The organism is Enterobacter sp. PL_is511, from assembly GCF_055816065.1.
The window spans coordinates 94,948-113,236 of record NZ_JBVPGP010000020.1 but is presented as its reverse complement, the minus strand read 5'-3'; the positions used below and the strand labels follow the sequence as shown (position 1 = coordinate 113,236).

Below are 18,289 nucleotides of genomic sequence, written 5' to 3'. Positions count from 1 at the left end.
CCCATGCCTACCACTGTTAATAGTGACCTGATCATTTATGACGATCTGGCGCAGACCGCTTTCCTCGAGCGCCGCCAGGACAACCTGGCAATTTTCAACGCGTCCTCCAACGGAGCGATCCTCCTGGATAACGAGCTGATTGAAGGCGACTTCCGCAAGCGTGCCTTCTACAAGGTTGGCGGCTCAATCGAATCGCGTGACGTTAACTCCACCGAAAAAGTGACGGGTAAGAAGATTGGCGCCGGTGAAGCGGTATCCGTCAAAGCACCGTGGAAATATGGTCCATACGAAACTACTGAAGAAGCGTTCAAACGCCGCGGCCGCTCTGTTGATGAGTTTTCCGAAGTAATCGGCACTGATGTGGCTGACGCGACACTTGAGGGCTACGTGAAGTATGGCCTGAAGGCGCTGACTGCGGCGATTGGTGCTAACGCCGACATGGTCGTAACCGCCGATATTGAGACCGACGGTAAAAAGACCCTGACACGCGGCCTGCGTAAGTACGGCGACAAGTTCAACCGTGTGGTGCTCTTCGTGATGCACTCTGCCACCTACTTCGACATTGTTGATGAGGCGATTGCCAACAAAATCTACGAAGAAGCGGGCGTGGTGGTTTACGGCGGGCAGCCAGGCACGCTGGGTAAACCTGTGCTGGTGACCGACACCATGGACGCTGATGCGATCCTTGGGCTGGTAGCTGGTGCGGTTACTGTCACCGAGTCTCAGGCGCCGGGCTTTCGTTCCTACGACATCAACGACCAGGAAAACTTGGCTATCGGATACCGCGCTGAAGGCGTGGTGAATGTCGACCTGCTGGGTTACAGCTGGGATACCTCCAAAGGCGATAACCCAGACCTGACCAAAATCGGCACTGCAGGTAACTGGAAGAAGCACTTCACCAGCAACAAATCTACGGCTGGCGTGCTCATTAAGCTGGGATCCGCAGCGGGGGAGTAACGCTGTCAGCGGATAAAACCTCCGCAACTGCTGACAGCACAGACGCGGTAACTGTTTCTCTGAAATACACGCTAAATGGCTCCGGTGTATCCGGTAAAACCGTTGCCTGGAATTCAACCGGCGGCACGCTCAGCACTGCCAGTTCTCAAACCGGCTCTGCTGGTGGGGCGACGGTCAAACTTACCTCTGATACGGCAGGTACTTTCACAGTCACTGGTACTGTTGATGGTATTGCTAAATCGAGTGAGGAAATCACCTTCACCGCACCTGCTGCAGGCTAACCGATGGGGCGTAAGCCCCATTCAACGGATGCTCAGATGATTATTACTGATATCACCGCCGCTGACGTTAACAGTTACGCCAGCGAAGATGAACTGGCGTCATTTGCCACGCTGAGAGGAGTTGAGCTGCCTGAAAAGCTCGCGCCTTTACTGATTAAGGCGATGGACTATCTGGAAGGGCTTGATTGGGTAGGTTCCAAAGCAGACCCTCGACAGCCGCTGGCATGGCCACGCGTGAATGTCGTTCTGGATGAACATGATTTCCCGCCGGATGAAGTACCACGGCAGGTTATCACCGCGCAGTGCATGCTGGCGGTAGAGGCAATCGACGGCGATTTACTCTCCAGCGTGCGCGAAGCCGCTGTGAAAACCGAACGTGTCGAAGGCGCCGTAACCATAACTTATGCGGTTGCCGACGGTGAGGTGTTTACGCCAACTTACCCGGCGGTAATGGCTATTCTCGGCGACCTGGCTGGTGGGCGTGGATATGCAATCAATGCTTTCGCGGAGCGCGCGTAATGGCCATCAACTATCAGCGAATGCAGGCGAAAACGACTCGTATGCTCAAGCAGAACGGCATTGCATATAACGTCACACGTAAGGGCACGTTAATCGTCATCGGTGGTGTGGAGCATCGTTCCGAGGATATCCAGTTTACCGCCACGGGAGTGAAGACGGATTACGCGCCAGGCGAAATTGACGGAACCGTCATTGAAAACGGAGATGTACAGATTGTCTTCACCGCTGAGAAGGAAATTAAAACCGGCGATCTTATCGACATGGACGGCGTAAGGCATCGCGTAGTTAAGCCTAATCCAGTGAAACCGGGCGGTGTGGTGCTCTGCTACAAATCTCAGTTGAGGGCATAGCATGAGCGATAACAAGGCGTTCACGGCTGCCATCACCGCGTTTGTGGACAAAGCCAAAGCGAATCAGGAAGCGGTCATACGTGCTGTCGGCATTCGGATCCTTAATCAACTGGTGATGATGTCACCTGTCGGCAACCCCGAACTCTGGGGCATCAACCAGACGGCAGCTTCTTACAATCAGGCGGTATACGACCATAACGAAGCGCAAAAATCGGACCCTGCAAACCTGACTAAAACCGGACGACTTAAGAAGAAGGCTCGACTGGTGGATGGGATGGATATCAAAGCGCCGCCCGGGTATACCGGTGGACGGTTTCGGGGCAACTGGCAGGTGTCTTTTGATGCACCGACCACAGATGAAACGGGCCGTGTCGATAAAACCGGAAATCTGACAAAAGCCGCCGGCAATTACACACTGTCGCTGTTCAAAGTCGGGATGAAGGCTATTTATTTCTGCAACAACGTCCCTTACGCGTATCGACTGGAGATGGGGCACTCTTCCCAGGCTCCGGGAGGGATGGTACGCATTACTGCTGCTGAGTTTCAGCGATTTTTTGAGGAAGCAGTAAGGGAGGTGAATAAATGATTCCCGATATCGCGTCGGCACTGGCCGCCAGGCTCGGCGAGTGGGCTGATGCTGAAGGGATCCCAGTTGCCTGGGAAAACGTGCCTTTCACACCGCCATCTGATGGGCCCTATCTTGCTGTCCATGACATGCCCGCCACGCCGCGTACGGTAGACCTTGGATTGCGCTGCCGCATTTATTCAGGTGTATACCAGATTAACGTTGTGGCCCCAGCCGGCACAGGCCGTACCGATGTTGTGGCCCTGGCTGATCGCGTGGCTGAATTGTTCCCCGAGGGGCAGGAGATTGAAGGCAGGGGTTTTACATGCTGGATAGATCAAACGCCTGGTGTTTTCCGCGGGATCACTACATCTGTCTCTTATACCGTTCCCGTTAGTCTCAATTATCGAGCTGATATCTCTAGCTAATCCTTGCAATCTTCTAAACCTGACCGGCACTTTGCCGGTTTTCCCGTTTCTAAAGGAGTAACCAATATGGGCTTTGCATTGCCTAACGGCGCTCACGTCTATCTGGCATCGGGTTATGGCCCAGCCATTACTTTCACCGGGGCGACGAACGCCGAAAATATGGTGATCACCGTGAGTGAAGCGGACGCACTCAAGGTGGGTGATATTGTTCATGTGAACTGCAACTGGTCCGGTGTTGATAACGTCATTGCAAAAATTGATGCGATTGCCGAAAGCGCCGTAACTCTTCGCAATATCAATACCACCAACAAAAACAAATATGCCGTTGGTGGCGGTACCGGTTCGATCCGCAAGGTGCTTGAATGGACCGAGCTGCCGCAAATTACTGAGGTGTCGAAATCTGGTGGCGATCAGAACACCACACAGATTCAGTTCCTCAGCGATGATCGCCAGCGCAACCTGAATACCTATAAATCCGCTGTCTCTCAGACTTACTCGATCGCTCACGACTCAACTCTCCCGGTATATCCGTTGCTGCGCCAACTGGACGAAGACGAAGAGACGGTTGCGGCTTACATGTACGTGCCGAAGGCGAAGGAAAACCGTTACTGGGCTGCCACGGCGTCCTTTGACGATACGCCAACTACTGCGGTTAACGAGGTAGAGACAGTAAGTGTGGTGCTGAACCTGCAGTCACCGGCGATGACATTCTACAAGGTGACTGACGCTGCCGCCTGACCCGTCAGAGCTTTCACCATTCCATGCCTCCCATCACGGAGGCTTTTTTTCGTTAAGAGGTATCGATGGCGACCAAATTCACCCTTCACCCCAAACCTACATTCAAGGCCAATGTCTCGATCCCCCGAGCTGGCGATGAGGATGGCGTTCTGACGTTCACGTTCAATCACAAGCCACTTAAGGAGCTGGCTGATCTGGAAAAACTCGAAGGCAAAACCGCCACTGATTTTCTGATGGAAATCATTGCTGGCTGGGCACTTCCCGATGCATTCAACGCAGAAAACCTGTCGGTGCTGCTGGAAAACTATCCGGCGGCGATGAAGGCCATCCCGGAAACCTACTACCGCGAGCTGATGGGACAGCGTGAAAAAAACTGATAGCGGTTGCCTCTGCGTTCTATACGCCTGAACCCACCGCGGCAGATCTGGCGCCTTACGGGCTTACGCTGGATGACTATGACGATAATTTCGTAGATGTCTGGCCCGATATCTGGCCTTCATTCCTTGTATTTCAGGCTGTCAGCACGCAATGGCGAACGGGGATGAGCGGCGCGTCCGGGCTCGACTATAACGTTTTGCCCTGGGTAATGCGTCTGCACAACGTCGACGACGAGGCAACCGCGCTTTCGGACATCCGGGTTATGGAAAGTGCTGCGCTAAAAATTATGCATAAAGAGAGGGCGTAATGAGTAACGATATCGCCACGATTTCCCTGCGTGTAAATACCAGTGAGCTGGAGCGCGGTAATCAGGCACTGGATCGCTTTCAGGAGACCGCGTCCGCCGCGGCAGGTAAAGCGGATGACCTTAACAGTACGTTCCGCACCGGCATCGATAACCAGAAGAAGAACAGCGAAAGCCTGAAGCAGCAGCGTCAGGAACTGCAGAACCTGCTGAATAAAATTAGTCCGGTAAACAAGGCGCTGGATGAGCTGGACACTATCCAGGAGAGCCTGGCGAAATTTCGCGGTAAAGGGCTGGTGGGAGACGAGGACTTTACTCGTTACAACAGTGTGCTTGAGACAACGCGGGCTAAACTGGCACAGGTAATGGAGTCTGAGACCGCAGAGGGGCGGGCTCGCATTGAACAGGCACAGGCAGCACAGCGTGCAGCTGCGGCGGGCAAAACCTTTATCGATTCGCTGGAAGAGCAGGTCACAGCAATCGGAAAAACGCGCTCAGAACTGTTAGAGCTAAAAGCAGCCCAACTTGGCGTGTCCGATCGTGCTGCACCGATGATAGCCCGACTGAAAGAGCAGGAGGAAGCGTGGAAGTCAGGAGCGATCAGCGCGGGGCAATACCGCAACGCGATGCGTTATCTACCAATGCAAATGACCGACATCGTAACTTCATTGGCGTCCGGCATGCCGGTTTATATGGTAGCCATTCAGCAGGGCGGCCAGCTGCGCGATTCGTTTGGCGGTGTAGGCAATGCTCTGAAAGCGATGTTGTCGATGGTGACTCCTGCCCGAGTGGCCATTGGTGGCCTGGCTGGCGCTGTACTGATTGCGGCCAAAGCGGGAGCGGACTATTTCACCGCCTACGACGAAATCAACAAGGCTATTATCAGAACTGGCAACATTGCCGGCACGTCAGCGCTCCAGATCATGGCTTCCTCCCAGTCTATTGCTGCCTCTACTGGCGCTACTGTAGGAACCGTTCAGAGTTTGATGACTGAGCTGGTTGGCATGGGATCGCTGACACAGCAGCAACTTGAAAAAGCAGCGGGCTCCACGGCGCTGGCGGTTCAGACCGGTATAGTCTCAGCGCAGGACATCACCAAAGCCTATAAGGACATCGAAAAAGATCCTGTCAAAGCGCTGCAGAGTCTCAACGAACAATATAATTTCCTGACCGTTTCGCAGCTTAAGCACATTGATGAGCTGGTGAAGCAGAAGGACCAGACTGCTGCAGTTACACAGGCCATGGATTTGTTTGGCGACACAATGGCTGAGCGCGGAGAGCAGGCTTATGACTCGCTGACACCGTTTGGTCGCCTGTGGCTGGATATCAAAGGCTGGGCGTCTGAGGCCATGCAGAGTATCGGTCAGTGGGTAGCTGAGCTGGCATCAAACACTCTGAAGGAATTCAACGCAATTTATTACAGCGTTGCGATCGTTTTCCAGAAGCTGAACCAGATCATTTCATCCTCTATCGCTGCCGCGATTAACCTCGTTCCCGACTGGGCGAAAACAGATACTTTGCAGGGATGGCAGGACTACAACGAACAAATGGCCGGCGCTTATGGCGACAGCGTCTCTCAGCTGAAAAAAGACTGGGATGCCGCTGATATCAGTGCAGGTAAATACCTCGATACGACCAGAAAGTTAAGTACCGCAACCACCCAGAAGGATCGTGAAGGAGTCGCTTCTTTTGGTAAAAAGACGCAAACCGGAAAGCAGGGCACTTTATCGGCTGGCGTTCGCAGCACGGATGCTGCCCAGGCCGAGCTGCTGGCGCTTCAGGCACAGTTACGCGCGCTGCAGCAGCATAAAGGGCTGAACGACACTATCAGCCAACAGCGCAAAGACCTTTGGACTACGGAAGCGAAATTTCAGGTGCTGGAAGAGGCCTCCCGATCTCGCTCTCTGACAAAGCAGGAGCAATCTCTGCTCGCGAGTAAAGACCAGGTGCTACAGTTAGCGCGGCAGAAAGCCCTGTTGGGTGATCAGATTTCCGCTCAGGAACTGCTGAACAAGCGCATGGATGCCTCGCAGAAATACGTCACGCAGATGGCTGAGAAACAGGCCGCATTACTGGGTGGCGCGGGGATGAGTGACCGCCAGGCGCAGCGAGAGCTGGCAAAAAGTCAGCTCGCCGCCGGCTGGAAAAATACTGGTGGTTCGCTGGATGAAGAGGGATACCAGAAACAGCTTAAGGCAGCTAACGATTACTATGATGCTGAGGATCAGCTACGCGGTGACTGGCTGACCGGCGCGAAAAAGGGCTGGGCTGAATTTGAGGACAGCGCGACCAATGTTTACTCGCAGCTGCAGACGATTACCAGCAATGCCTTCACCGGGATGGCCAGCACCCTGACTGATTTCTTCACCACAGGTAAATCTAACTTCTCAGATTTCCTTTCCACTTTCCTCAAGGGCATCGCCCAGATGCTGACGCAACTGGCTTTGGTTAATGGAATGAAGTCAGCGTTTGGTGGAACCGGTATCGGCGCGTTCTTTGGTTTTTCAGGTGGTGGATTGGTGCCGCGATTCGATAGCGGTGGCTACACCGGTGATGGTGGTAAGTACCAACCGAAAGGCGTAGTTCATGGTGGTGAGTTTGTATTTACGAAGGAAGCGACCAGTGCACTTGGTGTTGGCAATCTCTATGCGCTTATGCGTGGAGCTCAGGGGTATGCAAACGGCGGCTACGTCGGAAACGCACCGATGTTCGGGTTACAGGGAGGTAGTTTCGCTATAAATGTTAATGTCGGTGGTGTTGTGATTCAGGGACGTGAGCAACCAACGACAAGGTCGGCTCCAGCAAATAATGTGGATATCATCAAACAGCTCAAGCCGGCAATAGTTAACGTAATATCTGAGCAGGCGCAGCGGCCGGGGACACCTTTATGGAATGCAATAAAAGGAACGCGATGAAGCTTAGTCAGTCCTTCGAAATACCGTTCCAGGGCTCTAACGATTAGCACGACAAACAGCCCACTCAGGTGGACTGTTTGTCGGTGATCAGTTGTAATAACTTACAGTGCTCGTCAATTGCATCCCATATCATGTCCTGCTGATCTCCATCCCACTCTTCAACCATCGCTAGTTCAGAGCGGAACTGTTTGAGCCTGATGTTAATGGCGGCTATTTCATTGCGGCCACATTTCTTAGCCATTTTAATCAATGATGCTTCAGGTGTCTTTTCATAGGGAGACAGCCCGGCCCGCGCTTTAATATATAGTGTCGTCAGTCTGTTCATAGGACTTCAATCGCGAATATTGGGTTGCTCTAACCTAAATTTATAGTGGGGTGTTTTTAACTGCCTGAGACAGGTATCTTTTCATAACCCGCATTTTGCTAGATATGTGAAGGGGTGACCGCTTCGACTTTTTTTGAGTTTCTTTATCAAATCACAAAAACGCACGGTTCGTCGACAACATTTCAAAAGATTAATATTAAACGAATCCCACTACTGTTCTTTGTGATAACTAACCCTTCAATCGTAGGTATTTAGCATTCTTTCTATGCGATAATAGTGTTAATGCAATGAATGGATGAAGGGCGATGGGATTTTCATATTGGTTTACCGTATGTGCTTGTTTTTTGATTGGTCCTATAACATTGGTTCAGTCTTTCGGCTACCTGCGCAAGGGAATCTATACCAAAACATTCAAGGGAACGAGTCGAAAGGAGTACATTCACAAGGATGCCAGGCCCTTTGAATACTGGTTCAGCATTATCTTTGAGTTTGGAGCGAGCTTCTTGCTAATTGGCGTAGGATTCTGGCTCTTAAGGGATATCCCCGCTGTCAACGAATGGTATGCTGAAATCCGCGCGATGTTACCTTATTGATTTTATGGCCAGACAGCACTTCAACGTTACTCCATTTAAGAACACATCATTTTTGTTAAGCAATTGACCCGCTTCGGCGGGTTTTTTTATACCCGGAGGAAAGTTGGCGATCGAAACATTTACCTGGCGAACCCAGATTCAGGCGGGAATGGAAGGGGAGCTCACTTACGCAACACGCTCTGCATCCTTTGGAGACGGCTTTGAACAGATCGCCGGTGAAGGCATCAACCCTGAAAAACAGTCATGGCCGATGACCTTAACGGGAAAAATGGCAGAGATGCTCGATGTGCTGAGTTTTTGCCGCAAACACATCACAAAATCCTTTATCTGGACATCTCCTGTCGGCGAAACCGGTTTATACCGGATTGAAGCTGATTCCATTAAAGTCCAGCCGCTATCCAGCAAAGTGATGACCATAAAAGCAACCTTCAAACAGGCATACGCACCATGATTACTGAAGATTATCAACGCCTCGAACCGGGTGAAAAAATACGTCTTCTTGAGGTAGACGGTTCTGCGTTTGGTCTGGACGACGTTCTGCGCTTTCACGCTTATAACCTCCCGCATACTGAAGAAGAGATTGCGGCTGCTGGTGGCGACGAATCAAAGTTAAAGGCGAAGAGTATCTGGTGGCAGGGCGAAGAGTATGGTGCCTGGCCATACAAGCTCGAGGGACTGGAAGCTTCAACCGACGGCAGTAGCGCCCAGCCGACGCTCACCGTTGCCAACATAGACAGTTCTATCACTGCGCTCTGTCTGGCCTATGACGATATGCTGCAGGCCAAAGTTACGATTCATGACACTTTTGCGCATTACCTGGATGCGCGTAATTTCCCGGATGGAAATCCAACAGCAGATCCCTTGCAGGTGAGAAAGCGGGTTTTCTATATCGACGGTAAAAATAGCGAGCTTCCCGGTGAAAGTATCGAGTTTGTTCTTACCAGCCCGATGGATCTGCAGGGATTGATGATTCCGACCAGACAGCTGCATTCCCTTTGCACATGGTGCATCCGGAATAGGTACCGCACCGGCGATGGGTGCGATTATGCCGGCACGCTTTACTTCGACAGAAACAACAATCTGGTAAGCGATCCCTCATTGGATGAATGCAACGGCACGCTCACCGCCTGCAAGCTTCGGTTTGGTGAACACAATGAACTTCCTTTCGGTGGTTTTCCGGGAACATCTTTGATCAGGAGCTAATATGCGTCAGAAAACAATTCAGGACATCCTGGCGCATGCAGCGAAAGAATATCCGCGCGAATGCTGTGGCGTGATAGCGCAGAAAAGCCGGGTGGAACGCTATTTCCCATGTCGTAACCTGGCGGCTGAACCAACGGAACAGTTTCACCTTTCACCAGAGGATTACGCTGCTGCTGAAGACTGGGGGACGATAACGGGAATCGTACATAGTCACCCTGACGCGACGACCCAACCAAGCGAACTGGACAAGGCTCAATGCGATGCAACGATGCTGCCCTGGCATATTGTGAGTTGGCCGGAAGGAGACTTTCGTACCATTACTCCCCGCGGAGAATTGCCGCTGCTCGGGCGCCCGTTTGTGCTCGGACACTACGACTGTTGGGGGCTGGTGATGAGCTATTTCCGGCAGGAGCAAGATGTCGAACTTCAGGATTACCGTGTTGATTATCCGTGGTGGGAGGACTCCTATCCGGATAATTTCTACCAGGATTGCTGGTACGAATGTGGGTTCCGAGAATTCAGTGGATCACCGATGCCGGGCGATTTGATCATCATGCAGGTGGAATCGAATAAGTGGAACCATTCAGGAATATTGCTGAAGGGGAACATGCTTCTCCATCATCTTTATGGTCACCTCAGTCAACGTGTGCCATATGGAGGGTACTGGATGGAGAGAACCATGAAAATTGTCAGGCATAAAAGCCTAATCATGCAGGAGGGATAATGTGCGAATCCGTCCGTACTGTTCGCCTGTACGGTGTTTTGGGTACTACGTTTGGCCGCGAATTCCAACTTTCGGTAGCCTCACCAAAAGAAGCCATCCGAGCATTGTGCGTAATCGTGCCAGGCTTCGAGCGTTTTTTGAATACTAGCAAGCAGCGTGGGCTTACTTATGCTGTATTCAGTGGAAAGCGTAACCTGAACGATGATGAACTCTCTATGGATCAGAGTTGCGCTGATATCCGTATCGCACCGGTCATCCTCGGGAGTAAACGTGGTGGAGTATTCCAGACCATCTTAGGCGTGGCTTTGGTCGCAGTTGGTGCTGTGGCGTCATACTTTGGCGGTGGTGCTGTCGGCGTTCCTCTAATGCAATTTGGCGCTGCGATGGCCCTTGGCGGTGTCGTTCAAATGCTTTCTCCACAGACAACCGGACTTGCCAGCAAGCAATCGGCAGACAACAAGGCCAGCTATGCCTTTGGGGGAGTAACCAATACGACAGCCCAGGGTAATCCTGTGCCGCTCTTGTACGGACGGCGCCGTATAGGTGGCGCGATCATCTCCGCCGGTATCTATGTTGAAGATCAGCAGTAAGCATGCTGTAATGGGCTTACTTAATATGGGGTAACTTGAGCTTAGATTCAAAAATGAAAAAAATATCTACTCTTTTCCTTTGTACTTCCTTATTTTCAGGCATGGCTTTAGCTGATAACCATTACATACCTCTCCTCTATAATTTATCTACTATTTTTGATTTCAATCCAGTTAAAGGAGCTGTCAAATCATTAGATACTAATGTTGAAGAAAATGGTAAGGTCACTTATAAAATCTCCATCAGACTAGCTAAGAATGGTTGTGTCGAAAGCTTAGATCTTGATAACGTTTCGTCTGGTCATGAAACAAATCTAAAAAATAGCAATGGAAGTCTTGTTGGCCAAAGAGATGGTAAGCCTTTCTCTATACAGCTCGATGAAAAATGTAATATTTTGACTCAAAATGAAAATGGTGACGAGTTGCGATATAGTCTTTACTCGAATGGCTTAATTAAAGACACCTATTATTTGGGTAAGAAAATATCTGAGCATTTTTATGATGATAATTCTAATTTGATACGTTCTGAGTTTTATGGTTCTGGTAAGGTCCTCTCTAAAAACGAAATATCTTATGTTGATAAAGATAGGAAGCCTCTTGATTATAAAATTATAAACACATCAGTTTACTCGGAAGGTTATACAGCAACGAATACTTGTCATTATAGCGAAAAGCTTGTCCCTGAAATATGTAAAGTAACAATGCAGAGCGCAGGGAATCCTGTGCCGAAGCCAGTATTAATGACAGCGAATACGAAAGTTGAATTCTACTAGGTTAAATACATTTCAATAAGCCACCTCCGGGTGGCTTTTTTTATGGGCGCAATATGGCTATAGCAACCGCTATTAAAGGCCGCAAGGGCGGCAGTTCAAGCTCAAGAACTCCTACGGAACAGCCAGACGATCTGCAGTCAGTAGCCAAGGCAAAAATCCTTCTCGCGCTGGGAGAGGGGGAGTTTGCTGGTGGCCTGACTGCGCGCGATATTTATCTCGATGGCACTGCACTTGAGAACGCAGATGGTTCGCAGAACTTCAGCGGTGTGGCGTGGGAGTTTCGTTCTGGAACTCAGGCGCAAAAATACATTCAAGGGATCCCGGGTACCGAAAATGAAATCAATGTAGGTTCCGAAGTTTCCAGCACCACTGCATGGACGCGCACGTTCACCAATACGCAGCTTTCAGCTGTTCGCCTGCGTCTAAAATGGCCTTCTCTCTTCAAACAGGAGGACGATGGCGATCTGGTTGGCTATTCGGTCAACTACGCAATTGACATGCAGACAGATGGTGGCACCTGGCAGACGGTGCTAAATACCAGCGTGACCGGGAAAACCACCTCTGGTTATGAACGCAGCCACCGTATTGATTTACCTCAGGCGGGCAGCACCTGGACCATCAGGCTGCGCAAAATTACAGCCGATGCCAATAGCGCGAAGATTGGCGACACGATGACGCTGCAAAGCTTCACAGAAATAATCGACGCCAAACTTCGCTATCCGAACACCGCGCTACTGTACATCGAATTTGATTCGAGCCAGTTCAATGGCTCAATTCCGCAAATTTCCTGCGAGCCTCGCGGACGTGTTATTCGTGTGCCCGATACCTATGACCCGGAAACACGAACGTACAGCGGCACCTGGACGGGCGCATTTAAGTGGGCATGGACGGATAACCCTGCGTGGATATTTTACGATCTGGTGGTCACTGACCGCTTCGGCCTTGGTAATCGGCTAACGGCAGCCAATATCGACAAATGGACTCTTTATCAGGTCGCTCAATATTGTGATCAACCGGTACCGGATGGTAAGGGGGGTAGCGGAACTGAACCTCGTTACACCTGCAACGTATACATTCAGGATCGGAATGACGCTTACACCGTCCTGCGTGACTTCGCCGCCATTTTTCGAGGCATGACCTACTGGGGAGACGACCAGATTGTTGCCCTTGCAGACATGCCCAGAGATGTCGATTTTACTTACACGCATGCTAACGTTGTCGACGGCAAATTCGTATATTCCAGCAGCACAACCAAAAGTCGCTATACAAACGCTCTTGTATCCTGGTCTGATCCGGCAAATGGCTATGCTGATGCAATGGAGCCCATCTTCGAGCAGGCTTTGGTGGCGCGCTATGGTTTCAACCAGCTTGAGATCACCGGCATCGGTTGCACCCGGCAATCTGAGGCTAACAGAAAAGGGCGATGGGGGATCCTGACCAACAATAAAGACAGGGTTGTAACGTTCGACGTTGGTCTGGACGGCAATATCCCTCAGCCTGGCTACATAATTGCCGTTTCTGACCGTAATCTTTCAGGGAGAGATTTAGGCGGTCGATTATCCGCAGTTAATGGTCGTGCACTCAAACTTGACCGGGTACCAAGTGCTAAGGCCGGTGACAGGATAATGGTAAACCTGCCGTCGGGTATTACCCAATCCCGGACGATTCAGTCCCTGTCCGGCGAAATGGCCACCGTGACAACCGCCTTTAGCGAACTTCCGCAGGCTGAGGCTGTATGGGTTATTGAATCTGATGAACTCTATGCGCAGCAGTACAGGGTAATTAGTGTCACCGATAACAATGACGGGACTTATACCATCACGGGGGCAAATCACGATCCGGATAAATTCGATCGCATTGATACCGGAGCCATGATTGACCAGCGGCCGGTGAGCGTGATCCCGCCGGGCAACCAGTCGCCGCCTGCAAACATCGTGATCAGCTCTTATTCCGTGGTGCAGCAAAATATCAGCGTCGAAACGATGCGCGTGAGCTGGGACCAGGCGCAGAACGCTATCGCCTATGAAGCGCAATGGCGCCGCAACGACGGGAACTGGGTTAACGTGCCGCACAGCTCCACCACGTCATTCGACGTCCCCGGGATTTATGCCGGGCGCTACCTGGTGCGCGTGCGCGCAATCAATGCCGCAGAAATTTCATCCGGATGGGGCTATTCAGAAGAGAAAACGCTGACGGGTAAAGTGGGCAACCCACCGAAGCCGGTTGGCTTCATCGCTTCTGAAAACGTGGTATTCGGTATCGAGCTGAACTGGGGATTCCCGGCGAATACCGACGATACGCTGAAGACTGAAATTCAGTACAGCCTTACCGGTTCCGAAGACGATGCGATGCTGCTGGCCGATGTGCCTTACCCGCAGCGCAAATATCAGCAGATGGGCCTTAAGGCTGGGCAGATTTTCTGGTACCGCGCGCAGCTGGTGGACCGCAGCGGCAACGAATCAGGGTACACAGAATGGGTGCGAGGACAGGTCAGTATTGATGTTTCCGACATCACCGATGTGATCCTGGAGGAAATTAAAGACTCGGATACCTTCAAAGACCTGATCGAGAACGCGGTGGACAGCAATGAAACAATTGCTGGCATGGCTGACGAAATCAAAAACCACGCCGACGAACTCGAACAGCAGGCGAAAGACATCCAGGAGAACGCTGACGGGCTGGCGCAGGCCGAACTGAAGATAGACGAGATCTCTGTGTCGATGGACGGTATGACGGGAGGCGTGAAGAACTCGGCAATTGCGATAATCCAGGCCAATCTTGCCCAGGTGGCCACGCGTAAAACCCTGTCGGCTTCGGTTGCCGGTAACAGCGCACAGCTGGACCGTATTGATGAGGTGATCGTCACTGACAAGGAGGCAACGGCACGCGCATTGCTGAGCCTGCAGACGAACGTCAACGGTAATACGGCATCCATCAACAGTCTGAGCCAGACGGTTTCGAATTATCAGCAGGCCACGGCGACGCAGATAAACGCCATCACTGCGACCATAAACGGTAATACGGCGGCGATAACAACCAACGCCCAGGCTATTGCGAACGTAAACGGTCAACTCAGCGCGATGTACAACATCAAGGTTGGGGTAACGAGCAATGGGCAGTATTACGCCGCTGGAATGGGGATCGGGGTGGAAAATACGCCATCCGGGATGCAGTCGCAGGTTATCTTCCTGGCCGACCGTTTTGCCGTGACTACTGCAGCCGGTAACAGCGTTGCTTTGCCGTTTGTAATTCAGAATGGGCAGACGTTCATCAGGGCCAGCTTCATTCAGGACGGTACCATTGAAAACGCCAAAATCGGCAACTTTATTCAATCCAATAACTATGTGGCTGGATCAGCCGGCTGGAAACTTGATAAAGGGGGAACGTTTGAAATTAACGGTGTGGGCGGTGGCGGAAGGATGCTGATATCGAGCACGCTCATTCAAATCTACGACAGCAACAACGTGCTGCGCGTCAGAATGGGGTTATGGTAATGCCACAGGGTTTGCAATGCTGGGACGGCGTCGGGCGTATTGCTGTTGATTTAAGTGATTATGCTATCCGCTATATTGGAAGCACAACAGTAACATTTGCTGCCGGGGAAACGGCGAAAGACTTTTCATTTTCCGGTATAACCCAGGATGGTTCATTTATATCCATTGTAACAACTGACGTAACTGCAAATGAATATTACTGCCGCGCTTTTAATGGCGGCTTCACTGCATTCTATTTACCGACCACTGGTAGTCCTGCATTCACTTTCACAGTTGAGGTTTATAACTTTCAATGAGCGGATTCGAAGTTTACAACAGTGCCGGGAAGTTGCTCGTCGATTCGCAAAACAGGTCCACCATTTTTTATGATCAGCGTGTGCTCGGCGCAGTGACTGACAAAGGACATTACCGTGTGGATAGTCCTTTTGGAAACGGAAGTACACTGGGCTTTACCCAGCCGCAGTTCTGGAATGATGGAACCTTACGCTGGTTGCAACTGGATACTAATAAGTATGGCCTGCCCGGTGCCGACCTTCATGAAGACAATGCAGGCAGCATGATACGTACGTCAAGAAACGTTGGAATGCAAAGCGGTTATCTGGATGTTTTCGATAATGCCGGGAATCTTATCTGGAGCGCCGCTTCTGCATCAAAAATGCCTCGCGTGGTGGGCTTTTTCGACGTGCCGGCCAATTACGATCTACAGAACAATACCTTTGCGGTAAACCTGAGTTTTAATCCGTGGATTCTGGTTAACAACTGCCCTGGTAACCTCAGTGACGACGGTACGGTTGTTGGTTATTCAGGGATCGTACTCAAATGGACAGGCTCACAGCTGCAGGGGAGGTACATCACAAAAAATCAGCGCAACTGGAGCCAGACACTTCAGGGGCGAGGGTTACGAATTCCCATCGCTCAGTTTGTCGGTATTTGATACCGGCGGGACGCGTGGGTACTGAGTAGCGATCATGTCTTGCTTCACACCTTTTGCAGGTTCGAAGTGGTATACGACATCAAGCTTATCTGTTTTCTTATAACAGATATTGCTGATCCGCTTATTTATATGTCGGCTGAAAATGCCATTACTGCTATCTGAAATTACCTTAACTTCCCTCGTGGCGCAGTCAATATTCACATGAATATCTCCCCCAAGAGATATGCGCGCCGCATCCACCGGGTAATCCATTTTGAAGGCATAGTCTCTGTCTTTATTGGCACAGCCAGCCGCCAGCAAAAGTGCCACGGCAAATAATTGTTTCATTTCTACATTCCTGTATCTGCGGAAATATCCATTTTATTTGAGTTTAAAAAATAGTCAGATTGATAAGGGCGATCAATTCTACATTATTGATCGCTTTAAACGATCGTTATTATCGTGAGGTAGTTCATGCTTTATAACACTGGAACCATTGCTATCAACGGAAATACCGCTACCGGGACGGGTACAAACTGGACGGCACCAGCCAGCCAGGTTCGCGCTGGCCAGACGATTATCGTCATGTCTAACCCGGTTCAGATGTTCCAGATTTCATCCGTGAACAGCGCCACGTCAATGACGGTTACGCCAGCTGCTTCCCCGGTGTTGAGCGGCCAGAAGTATGGAATCATGGTGTCCGACAATATCTCTGTCGACGGACTGGCACAGGCGATGTCGCAGCTTATCAAAGAGTATGACGAGAACATCGGCGCGTGGGAGACGTTCGCAACAACCTCAGCCAACCAGAACATTGCCGTTACGATCAACGGAACCTCCGTAACTATCCCTGGTATCGGCAAACTGGCCCAGAAAGGTACTAATGGTGCCCTGCCTTTAGAGCAGGGAGGTACAGGGTCAACGACTGCAGAAGGGAGTCGCACAAACCTTGGTTTAGGAGACAGCGCCACCAGGAACGTTGGAACAGAGGCCGGAACGGTGGCAGCAGGGGACGATGCGCGTCTTGAGACAATAGAAGGTAAAGCAGGTGGGACTGTTACTGGTGGCGTTGTTGCATCTGCAGGAAACATAGTGGGAGTTGCTTCAGGGTCTGGCGGAAATAAGGCTATTACTTTGGGTAACGTTGCTTCAGACGGTCCGGTTGAGAATTATGTTAACTGGCTTTCTGGTAATTACTATGCTGGCACTTGGAGGCTAGGCGCTGTACGTGGTTCAGGAACTGATTTATCCCGCGTGCAAATGAATCTCTATGACGGTATAAGCTCAAATGCTGATTTCCGCTGGACTCCTCGTGGCATATATCAGGCTAATTGTCACCTTGCTCCGGGTCTCGGTGGTGGTGGCGGTTATCTCGATATAAATGACCAGAACAACGTTAATAATGCATTTTCCCGTACTAACCTGGTAACACCTAACGATGCAGGGTATGTTCCAGCGCTGCGCTGGAGTACATATAGCTCAGGAGGTTATCATGCCACTACCGCTATGGGTTCAATCAGCGGCGGCACGGCAAACTGGCCTGAGATACAGATCGTTACTCACGGGGACGGTGGCTCGGCAGGTACTCGTATCTTTGCCTTCAGCCTGACCACAGGCGATATTGCTGTCTCAGGTAATGGCGGCTTTATTGGTAACTATATATTTTCTAAACAGCCAACATCAGATGCCTCGCTGAAAAAAGAGATCACTTACAATGATGGCCGTCAGTCCTACAGCAATATCAAAGCCCTGAAACCTTCTACGTTCATTTATAAAAATGATGATGAAGGCAGAGTACGTCGCGGTGTTATAGCGCAGGATGTCATGCAGATCGATCCGGATTATGTGAAAGAGGTTCCGGGTAGCCCGTGCGAAAATGAAGAGGGTGAGATTGTTCGCGGGGCGGGTACTTTAGCGCTGGACAGTAACGTGCTGCTGCTTGATACCGTGCTGGCATTGAACTACGTCATTAAACAGTTAGAGACAACACAGAAAGAGCTCCAAGAGCTTAAGCTAAAAATAGCGGAATCATGAAGTCTTAGCTTTCAGCCGCAGCCCGTGCAGGTACTCAACTGGCTTTGTCTCACTCGGGTCTGCTTACACGCTGCCATTATCGAAAAATTTACAAAAGAGATAATTCGAAACGAGAGAGAAACTTACAAACGAAACGGCGAAGCTTTAAGCAGTGACGATAGGGCCTGTATCTTGCGGACACTTACAAATAAAACTACTGTATATAAAA

General features: G+C 50.8%; 21 protein-coding genes. 19 read left to right on the top strand and 2 right to left on the bottom strand.

Translation table 11 applies throughout. The annotated features are described in order from the left end of the window. Positions 1–3: 3 nt before the first annotated feature. From AC0TN7_RS08100 to AC0TN7_RS08055, 10 genes are all read left to right on the top strand, one after another. Positions 4–957 carry a major capsid protein gene (locus AC0TN7_RS08100; RefSeq protein WP_038419633.1) on the top strand — a complete coding sequence of 318 codons (954 nt, stop codon included), beginning with the start codon at positions 4–6 and terminating at the stop codon, positions 955–957. Then, a complete protein-coding gene (locus tag AC0TN7_RS08095) occupies positions 939–1,238 on the top strand; it encodes an Ig-like domain-containing protein (protein WP_165602943.1) in 300 nt (99 codons plus the stop codon). The genes AC0TN7_RS08100 and AC0TN7_RS08095 overlap by 19 nt, the downstream gene beginning before the upstream one ends. A 36-nt stretch (positions 1,239–1,274) precedes the next feature. Next, the gene (locus AC0TN7_RS08090; protein ID WP_473702023.1) at positions 1,275–1,757 is read left to right on the top strand and encodes a DnaT-like ssDNA-binding protein; all 483 of its coding nucleotides are present in this window, start codon (positions 1,275–1,277) and stop codon (positions 1,755–1,757) included. Continuing rightward, a complete protein-coding gene (locus AC0TN7_RS08085; protein WP_473702022.1) occupies positions 1,757–2,107 on the top strand; it encodes a hypothetical protein in 351 nt (116 codons plus the stop codon). Before AC0TN7_RS08090 ends, AC0TN7_RS08085 begins: the two co-directional genes overlap by 1 nt. Position 2,108: 1 nt before the next feature. After that, entirely contained in the window at positions 2,109–2,693 is a 585-nt protein-coding gene (locus tag AC0TN7_RS08080; RefSeq protein WP_473702021.1) for a hypothetical protein, read from the top strand. Continuing rightward, a complete protein-coding gene (locus AC0TN7_RS08075) occupies positions 2,690–3,100 on the top strand; it encodes a DUF4128 domain-containing protein (RefSeq protein WP_473702020.1) in 411 nt (136 codons plus the stop codon). Before AC0TN7_RS08080 ends, AC0TN7_RS08075 begins: the two co-directional genes overlap by 4 nt. Positions 3,101–3,166: 66 nt before the next feature. Further along, positions 3,167–3,838 (top strand): phage tail protein, encoded by a 672-nt coding sequence (locus AC0TN7_RS08070; RefSeq protein ID WP_473702019.1) that lies wholly within the window; start codon positions 3,167–3,169, stop codon positions 3,836–3,838. Positions 3,839–3,903: 65 nt separating this feature from the next. Continuing rightward, a complete protein-coding gene (locus AC0TN7_RS08065) occupies positions 3,904–4,215 on the top strand; it encodes a phage tail assembly chaperone (protein WP_473702018.1) in 312 nt (103 codons plus the stop codon). Continuing rightward, a complete protein-coding gene (locus tag AC0TN7_RS08060) occupies positions 4,212–4,523 on the top strand; it encodes a DUF1799 domain-containing protein (protein WP_473702102.1) in 312 nt (103 codons plus the stop codon). The genes AC0TN7_RS08065 and AC0TN7_RS08060 overlap by 4 nt, the downstream gene beginning before the upstream one ends. Further along, entirely contained in the window at positions 4,523–7,435 is a 2,913-nt protein-coding gene (locus tag AC0TN7_RS08055) for a phage tail tape measure protein (protein WP_473702017.1), read from the top strand. Before AC0TN7_RS08060 ends, AC0TN7_RS08055 begins: the two co-directional genes overlap by 1 nt. A gap of 64 nt (positions 7,436–7,499) precedes the next feature. On the opposite strand, the gene AC0TN7_RS08050 is transcribed toward AC0TN7_RS08055, so the two are convergent. Then, positions 7,500–7,760, bottom strand: a complete 261-nt coding sequence (locus AC0TN7_RS08050; protein ID WP_048223493.1) for a hypothetical protein — start codon at positions 7,758–7,760, stop codon at positions 7,500–7,502. Between the two features lie 696 nt (positions 7,761–8,456). Between AC0TN7_RS08050 and AC0TN7_RS08045 the strand changes: the two genes are divergently transcribed. The 8 genes from AC0TN7_RS08045 to AC0TN7_RS08010 are packed head-to-tail and all read left to right on the top strand — an operon-like array spanning position 8,457 to position 16,068. Then, positions 8,457–8,804, top strand: a complete 348-nt coding sequence (locus AC0TN7_RS08045; RefSeq protein ID WP_473702016.1) for a phage tail protein — start codon at positions 8,457–8,459, stop codon at positions 8,802–8,804. Beyond that, complete coding sequence (locus tag AC0TN7_RS08040) at positions 8,801–9,556, top strand: phage minor tail protein L (protein ID WP_473702015.1); 756 nt, start codon at positions 8,801–8,803, stop codon at positions 9,554–9,556. The genes AC0TN7_RS08045 and AC0TN7_RS08040 overlap by 4 nt, the downstream gene beginning before the upstream one ends. Before the next feature lies 1 nt (position 9,557). Continuing rightward, complete coding sequence (locus tag AC0TN7_RS08035; RefSeq protein ID WP_048223484.1) at positions 9,558–10,280, top strand: C40 family peptidase; 723 nt, start codon at positions 9,558–9,560, stop codon at positions 10,278–10,280. Continuing rightward, positions 10,280–10,870, top strand: a complete 591-nt coding sequence (locus tag AC0TN7_RS08030; protein WP_473702014.1) for a tail assembly protein — start codon at positions 10,280–10,282, stop codon at positions 10,868–10,870. The genes AC0TN7_RS08035 and AC0TN7_RS08030 overlap by 1 nt, the downstream gene beginning before the upstream one ends. Positions 10,871–10,905: 35 nt before the next feature. Next, the gene (locus AC0TN7_RS08025) at positions 10,906–11,640 is read left to right on the top strand and encodes a YnfC family lipoprotein (RefSeq protein ID WP_244140984.1); all 735 of its coding nucleotides are present in this window, start codon (positions 10,906–10,908) and stop codon (positions 11,638–11,640) included. Positions 11,641–11,693: 53 nt separating this feature from the next. Continuing rightward, positions 11,694–15,134 (top strand): TipJ family phage tail tip protein, encoded by a 3,441-nt coding sequence (locus AC0TN7_RS08020; protein ID WP_473702013.1) that lies wholly within the window; start codon positions 11,694–11,696, stop codon positions 15,132–15,134. Further along, positions 15,128–15,430 (top strand): hypothetical protein, encoded by a 303-nt coding sequence (locus AC0TN7_RS08015; protein ID WP_248038073.1) that lies wholly within the window; start codon positions 15,128–15,130, stop codon positions 15,428–15,430. The genes AC0TN7_RS08020 and AC0TN7_RS08015 overlap by 7 nt, the downstream gene beginning before the upstream one ends. Further along, complete coding sequence (locus tag AC0TN7_RS08010) at positions 15,427–16,068, top strand: hypothetical protein (RefSeq protein ID WP_028013323.1); 642 nt, start codon at positions 15,427–15,429, stop codon at positions 16,066–16,068. Before AC0TN7_RS08015 ends, AC0TN7_RS08010 begins: the two co-directional genes overlap by 4 nt. Here AC0TN7_RS08010 and AC0TN7_RS08005 read toward each other — a convergent pair. Continuing rightward, complete coding sequence (locus AC0TN7_RS08005) at positions 16,033–16,395, bottom strand: hypothetical protein (RefSeq protein ID WP_248038070.1); 363 nt, start codon at positions 16,393–16,395, stop codon at positions 16,033–16,035. The two genes, AC0TN7_RS08010 and AC0TN7_RS08005, sit on opposite strands and share 36 nt — an antisense overlap. A 126-nt stretch (positions 16,396–16,521) precedes the next feature. On the opposite strand from AC0TN7_RS08005, the gene AC0TN7_RS08000 reads away from it, so the two are divergent. Further along, a complete protein-coding gene (locus AC0TN7_RS08000; RefSeq protein WP_082221675.1) occupies positions 16,522–18,081 on the top strand; it encodes a tail fiber domain-containing protein in 1,560 nt (519 codons plus the stop codon). The last annotated feature ends 208 nt before the right edge of the window (positions 18,082–18,289 follow it).

Bases quoted from the DNA above. Each gene is read 5' to 3' on its own strand.
- AC0TN7_RS08100 (WP_038419633.1), top strand. From the start codon at position 4: ATGCCTACCACTGTTAATAGTGACCTGATCATTTATGACGATCTGGCG.
- AC0TN7_RS08090 (WP_473702023.1), top strand. From the start codon at position 1,275: ATGATTATTACTGATATCACCGCCGCTGACGTTAACAGTTACGCCAGC.
- AC0TN7_RS08085 (WP_473702022.1), top strand. From the start codon at position 1,757: ATGGCCATCAACTATCAGCGAATGCAGGCGAAAACGACTCGTATGCTC.
- AC0TN7_RS08080 (WP_473702021.1), top strand. From the start codon at position 2,109: ATGAGCGATAACAAGGCGTTCACGGCTGCCATCACCGCGTTTGTGGAC.
- AC0TN7_RS08075 (WP_473702020.1), top strand. From the start codon at position 2,690: ATGATTCCCGATATCGCGTCGGCACTGGCCGCCAGGCTCGGCGAGTGG.
- AC0TN7_RS08070 (WP_473702019.1), top strand. From the start codon at position 3,167: ATGGGCTTTGCATTGCCTAACGGCGCTCACGTCTATCTGGCATCGGGT.
- AC0TN7_RS08065 (WP_473702018.1), top strand. From the start codon at position 3,904: ATGGCGACCAAATTCACCCTTCACCCCAAACCTACATTCAAGGCCAAT.
- AC0TN7_RS08055 (WP_473702017.1), top strand. From the start codon at position 4,523: ATGAGTAACGATATCGCCACGATTTCCCTGCGTGTAAATACCAGTGAG.
- AC0TN7_RS08050 (WP_048223493.1), bottom strand. From the start codon at position 7,760: ATGAACAGACTGACGACACTATATATTAAAGCGCGGGCCGGGCTGTCT.
- AC0TN7_RS08040 (WP_473702015.1), top strand. From the start codon at position 8,801: ATGATTACTGAAGATTATCAACGCCTCGAACCGGGTGAAAAAATACGT.
- AC0TN7_RS08035 (WP_048223484.1), top strand. From the start codon at position 9,558: ATGCGTCAGAAAACAATTCAGGACATCCTGGCGCATGCAGCGAAAGAA.
- AC0TN7_RS08030 (WP_473702014.1), top strand. From the start codon at position 10,280: ATGTGCGAATCCGTCCGTACTGTTCGCCTGTACGGTGTTTTGGGTACT.
- AC0TN7_RS08020 (WP_473702013.1), top strand. From the start codon at position 11,694: ATGGCTATAGCAACCGCTATTAAAGGCCGCAAGGGCGGCAGTTCAAGC.
- AC0TN7_RS08015 (WP_248038073.1), top strand. From the start codon at position 15,128: ATGGTAATGCCACAGGGTTTGCAATGCTGGGACGGCGTCGGGCGTATT.
- AC0TN7_RS08010 (WP_028013323.1), top strand. From the start codon at position 15,427: ATGAGCGGATTCGAAGTTTACAACAGTGCCGGGAAGTTGCTCGTCGAT.
- AC0TN7_RS08005 (WP_248038070.1), bottom strand. From the start codon at position 16,395: ATGAAACAATTATTTGCCGTGGCACTTTTGCTGGCGGCTGGCTGTGCC.
- AC0TN7_RS08000 (WP_082221675.1), top strand. From the start codon at position 16,522: ATGCTTTATAACACTGGAACCATTGCTATCAACGGAAATACCGCTACC.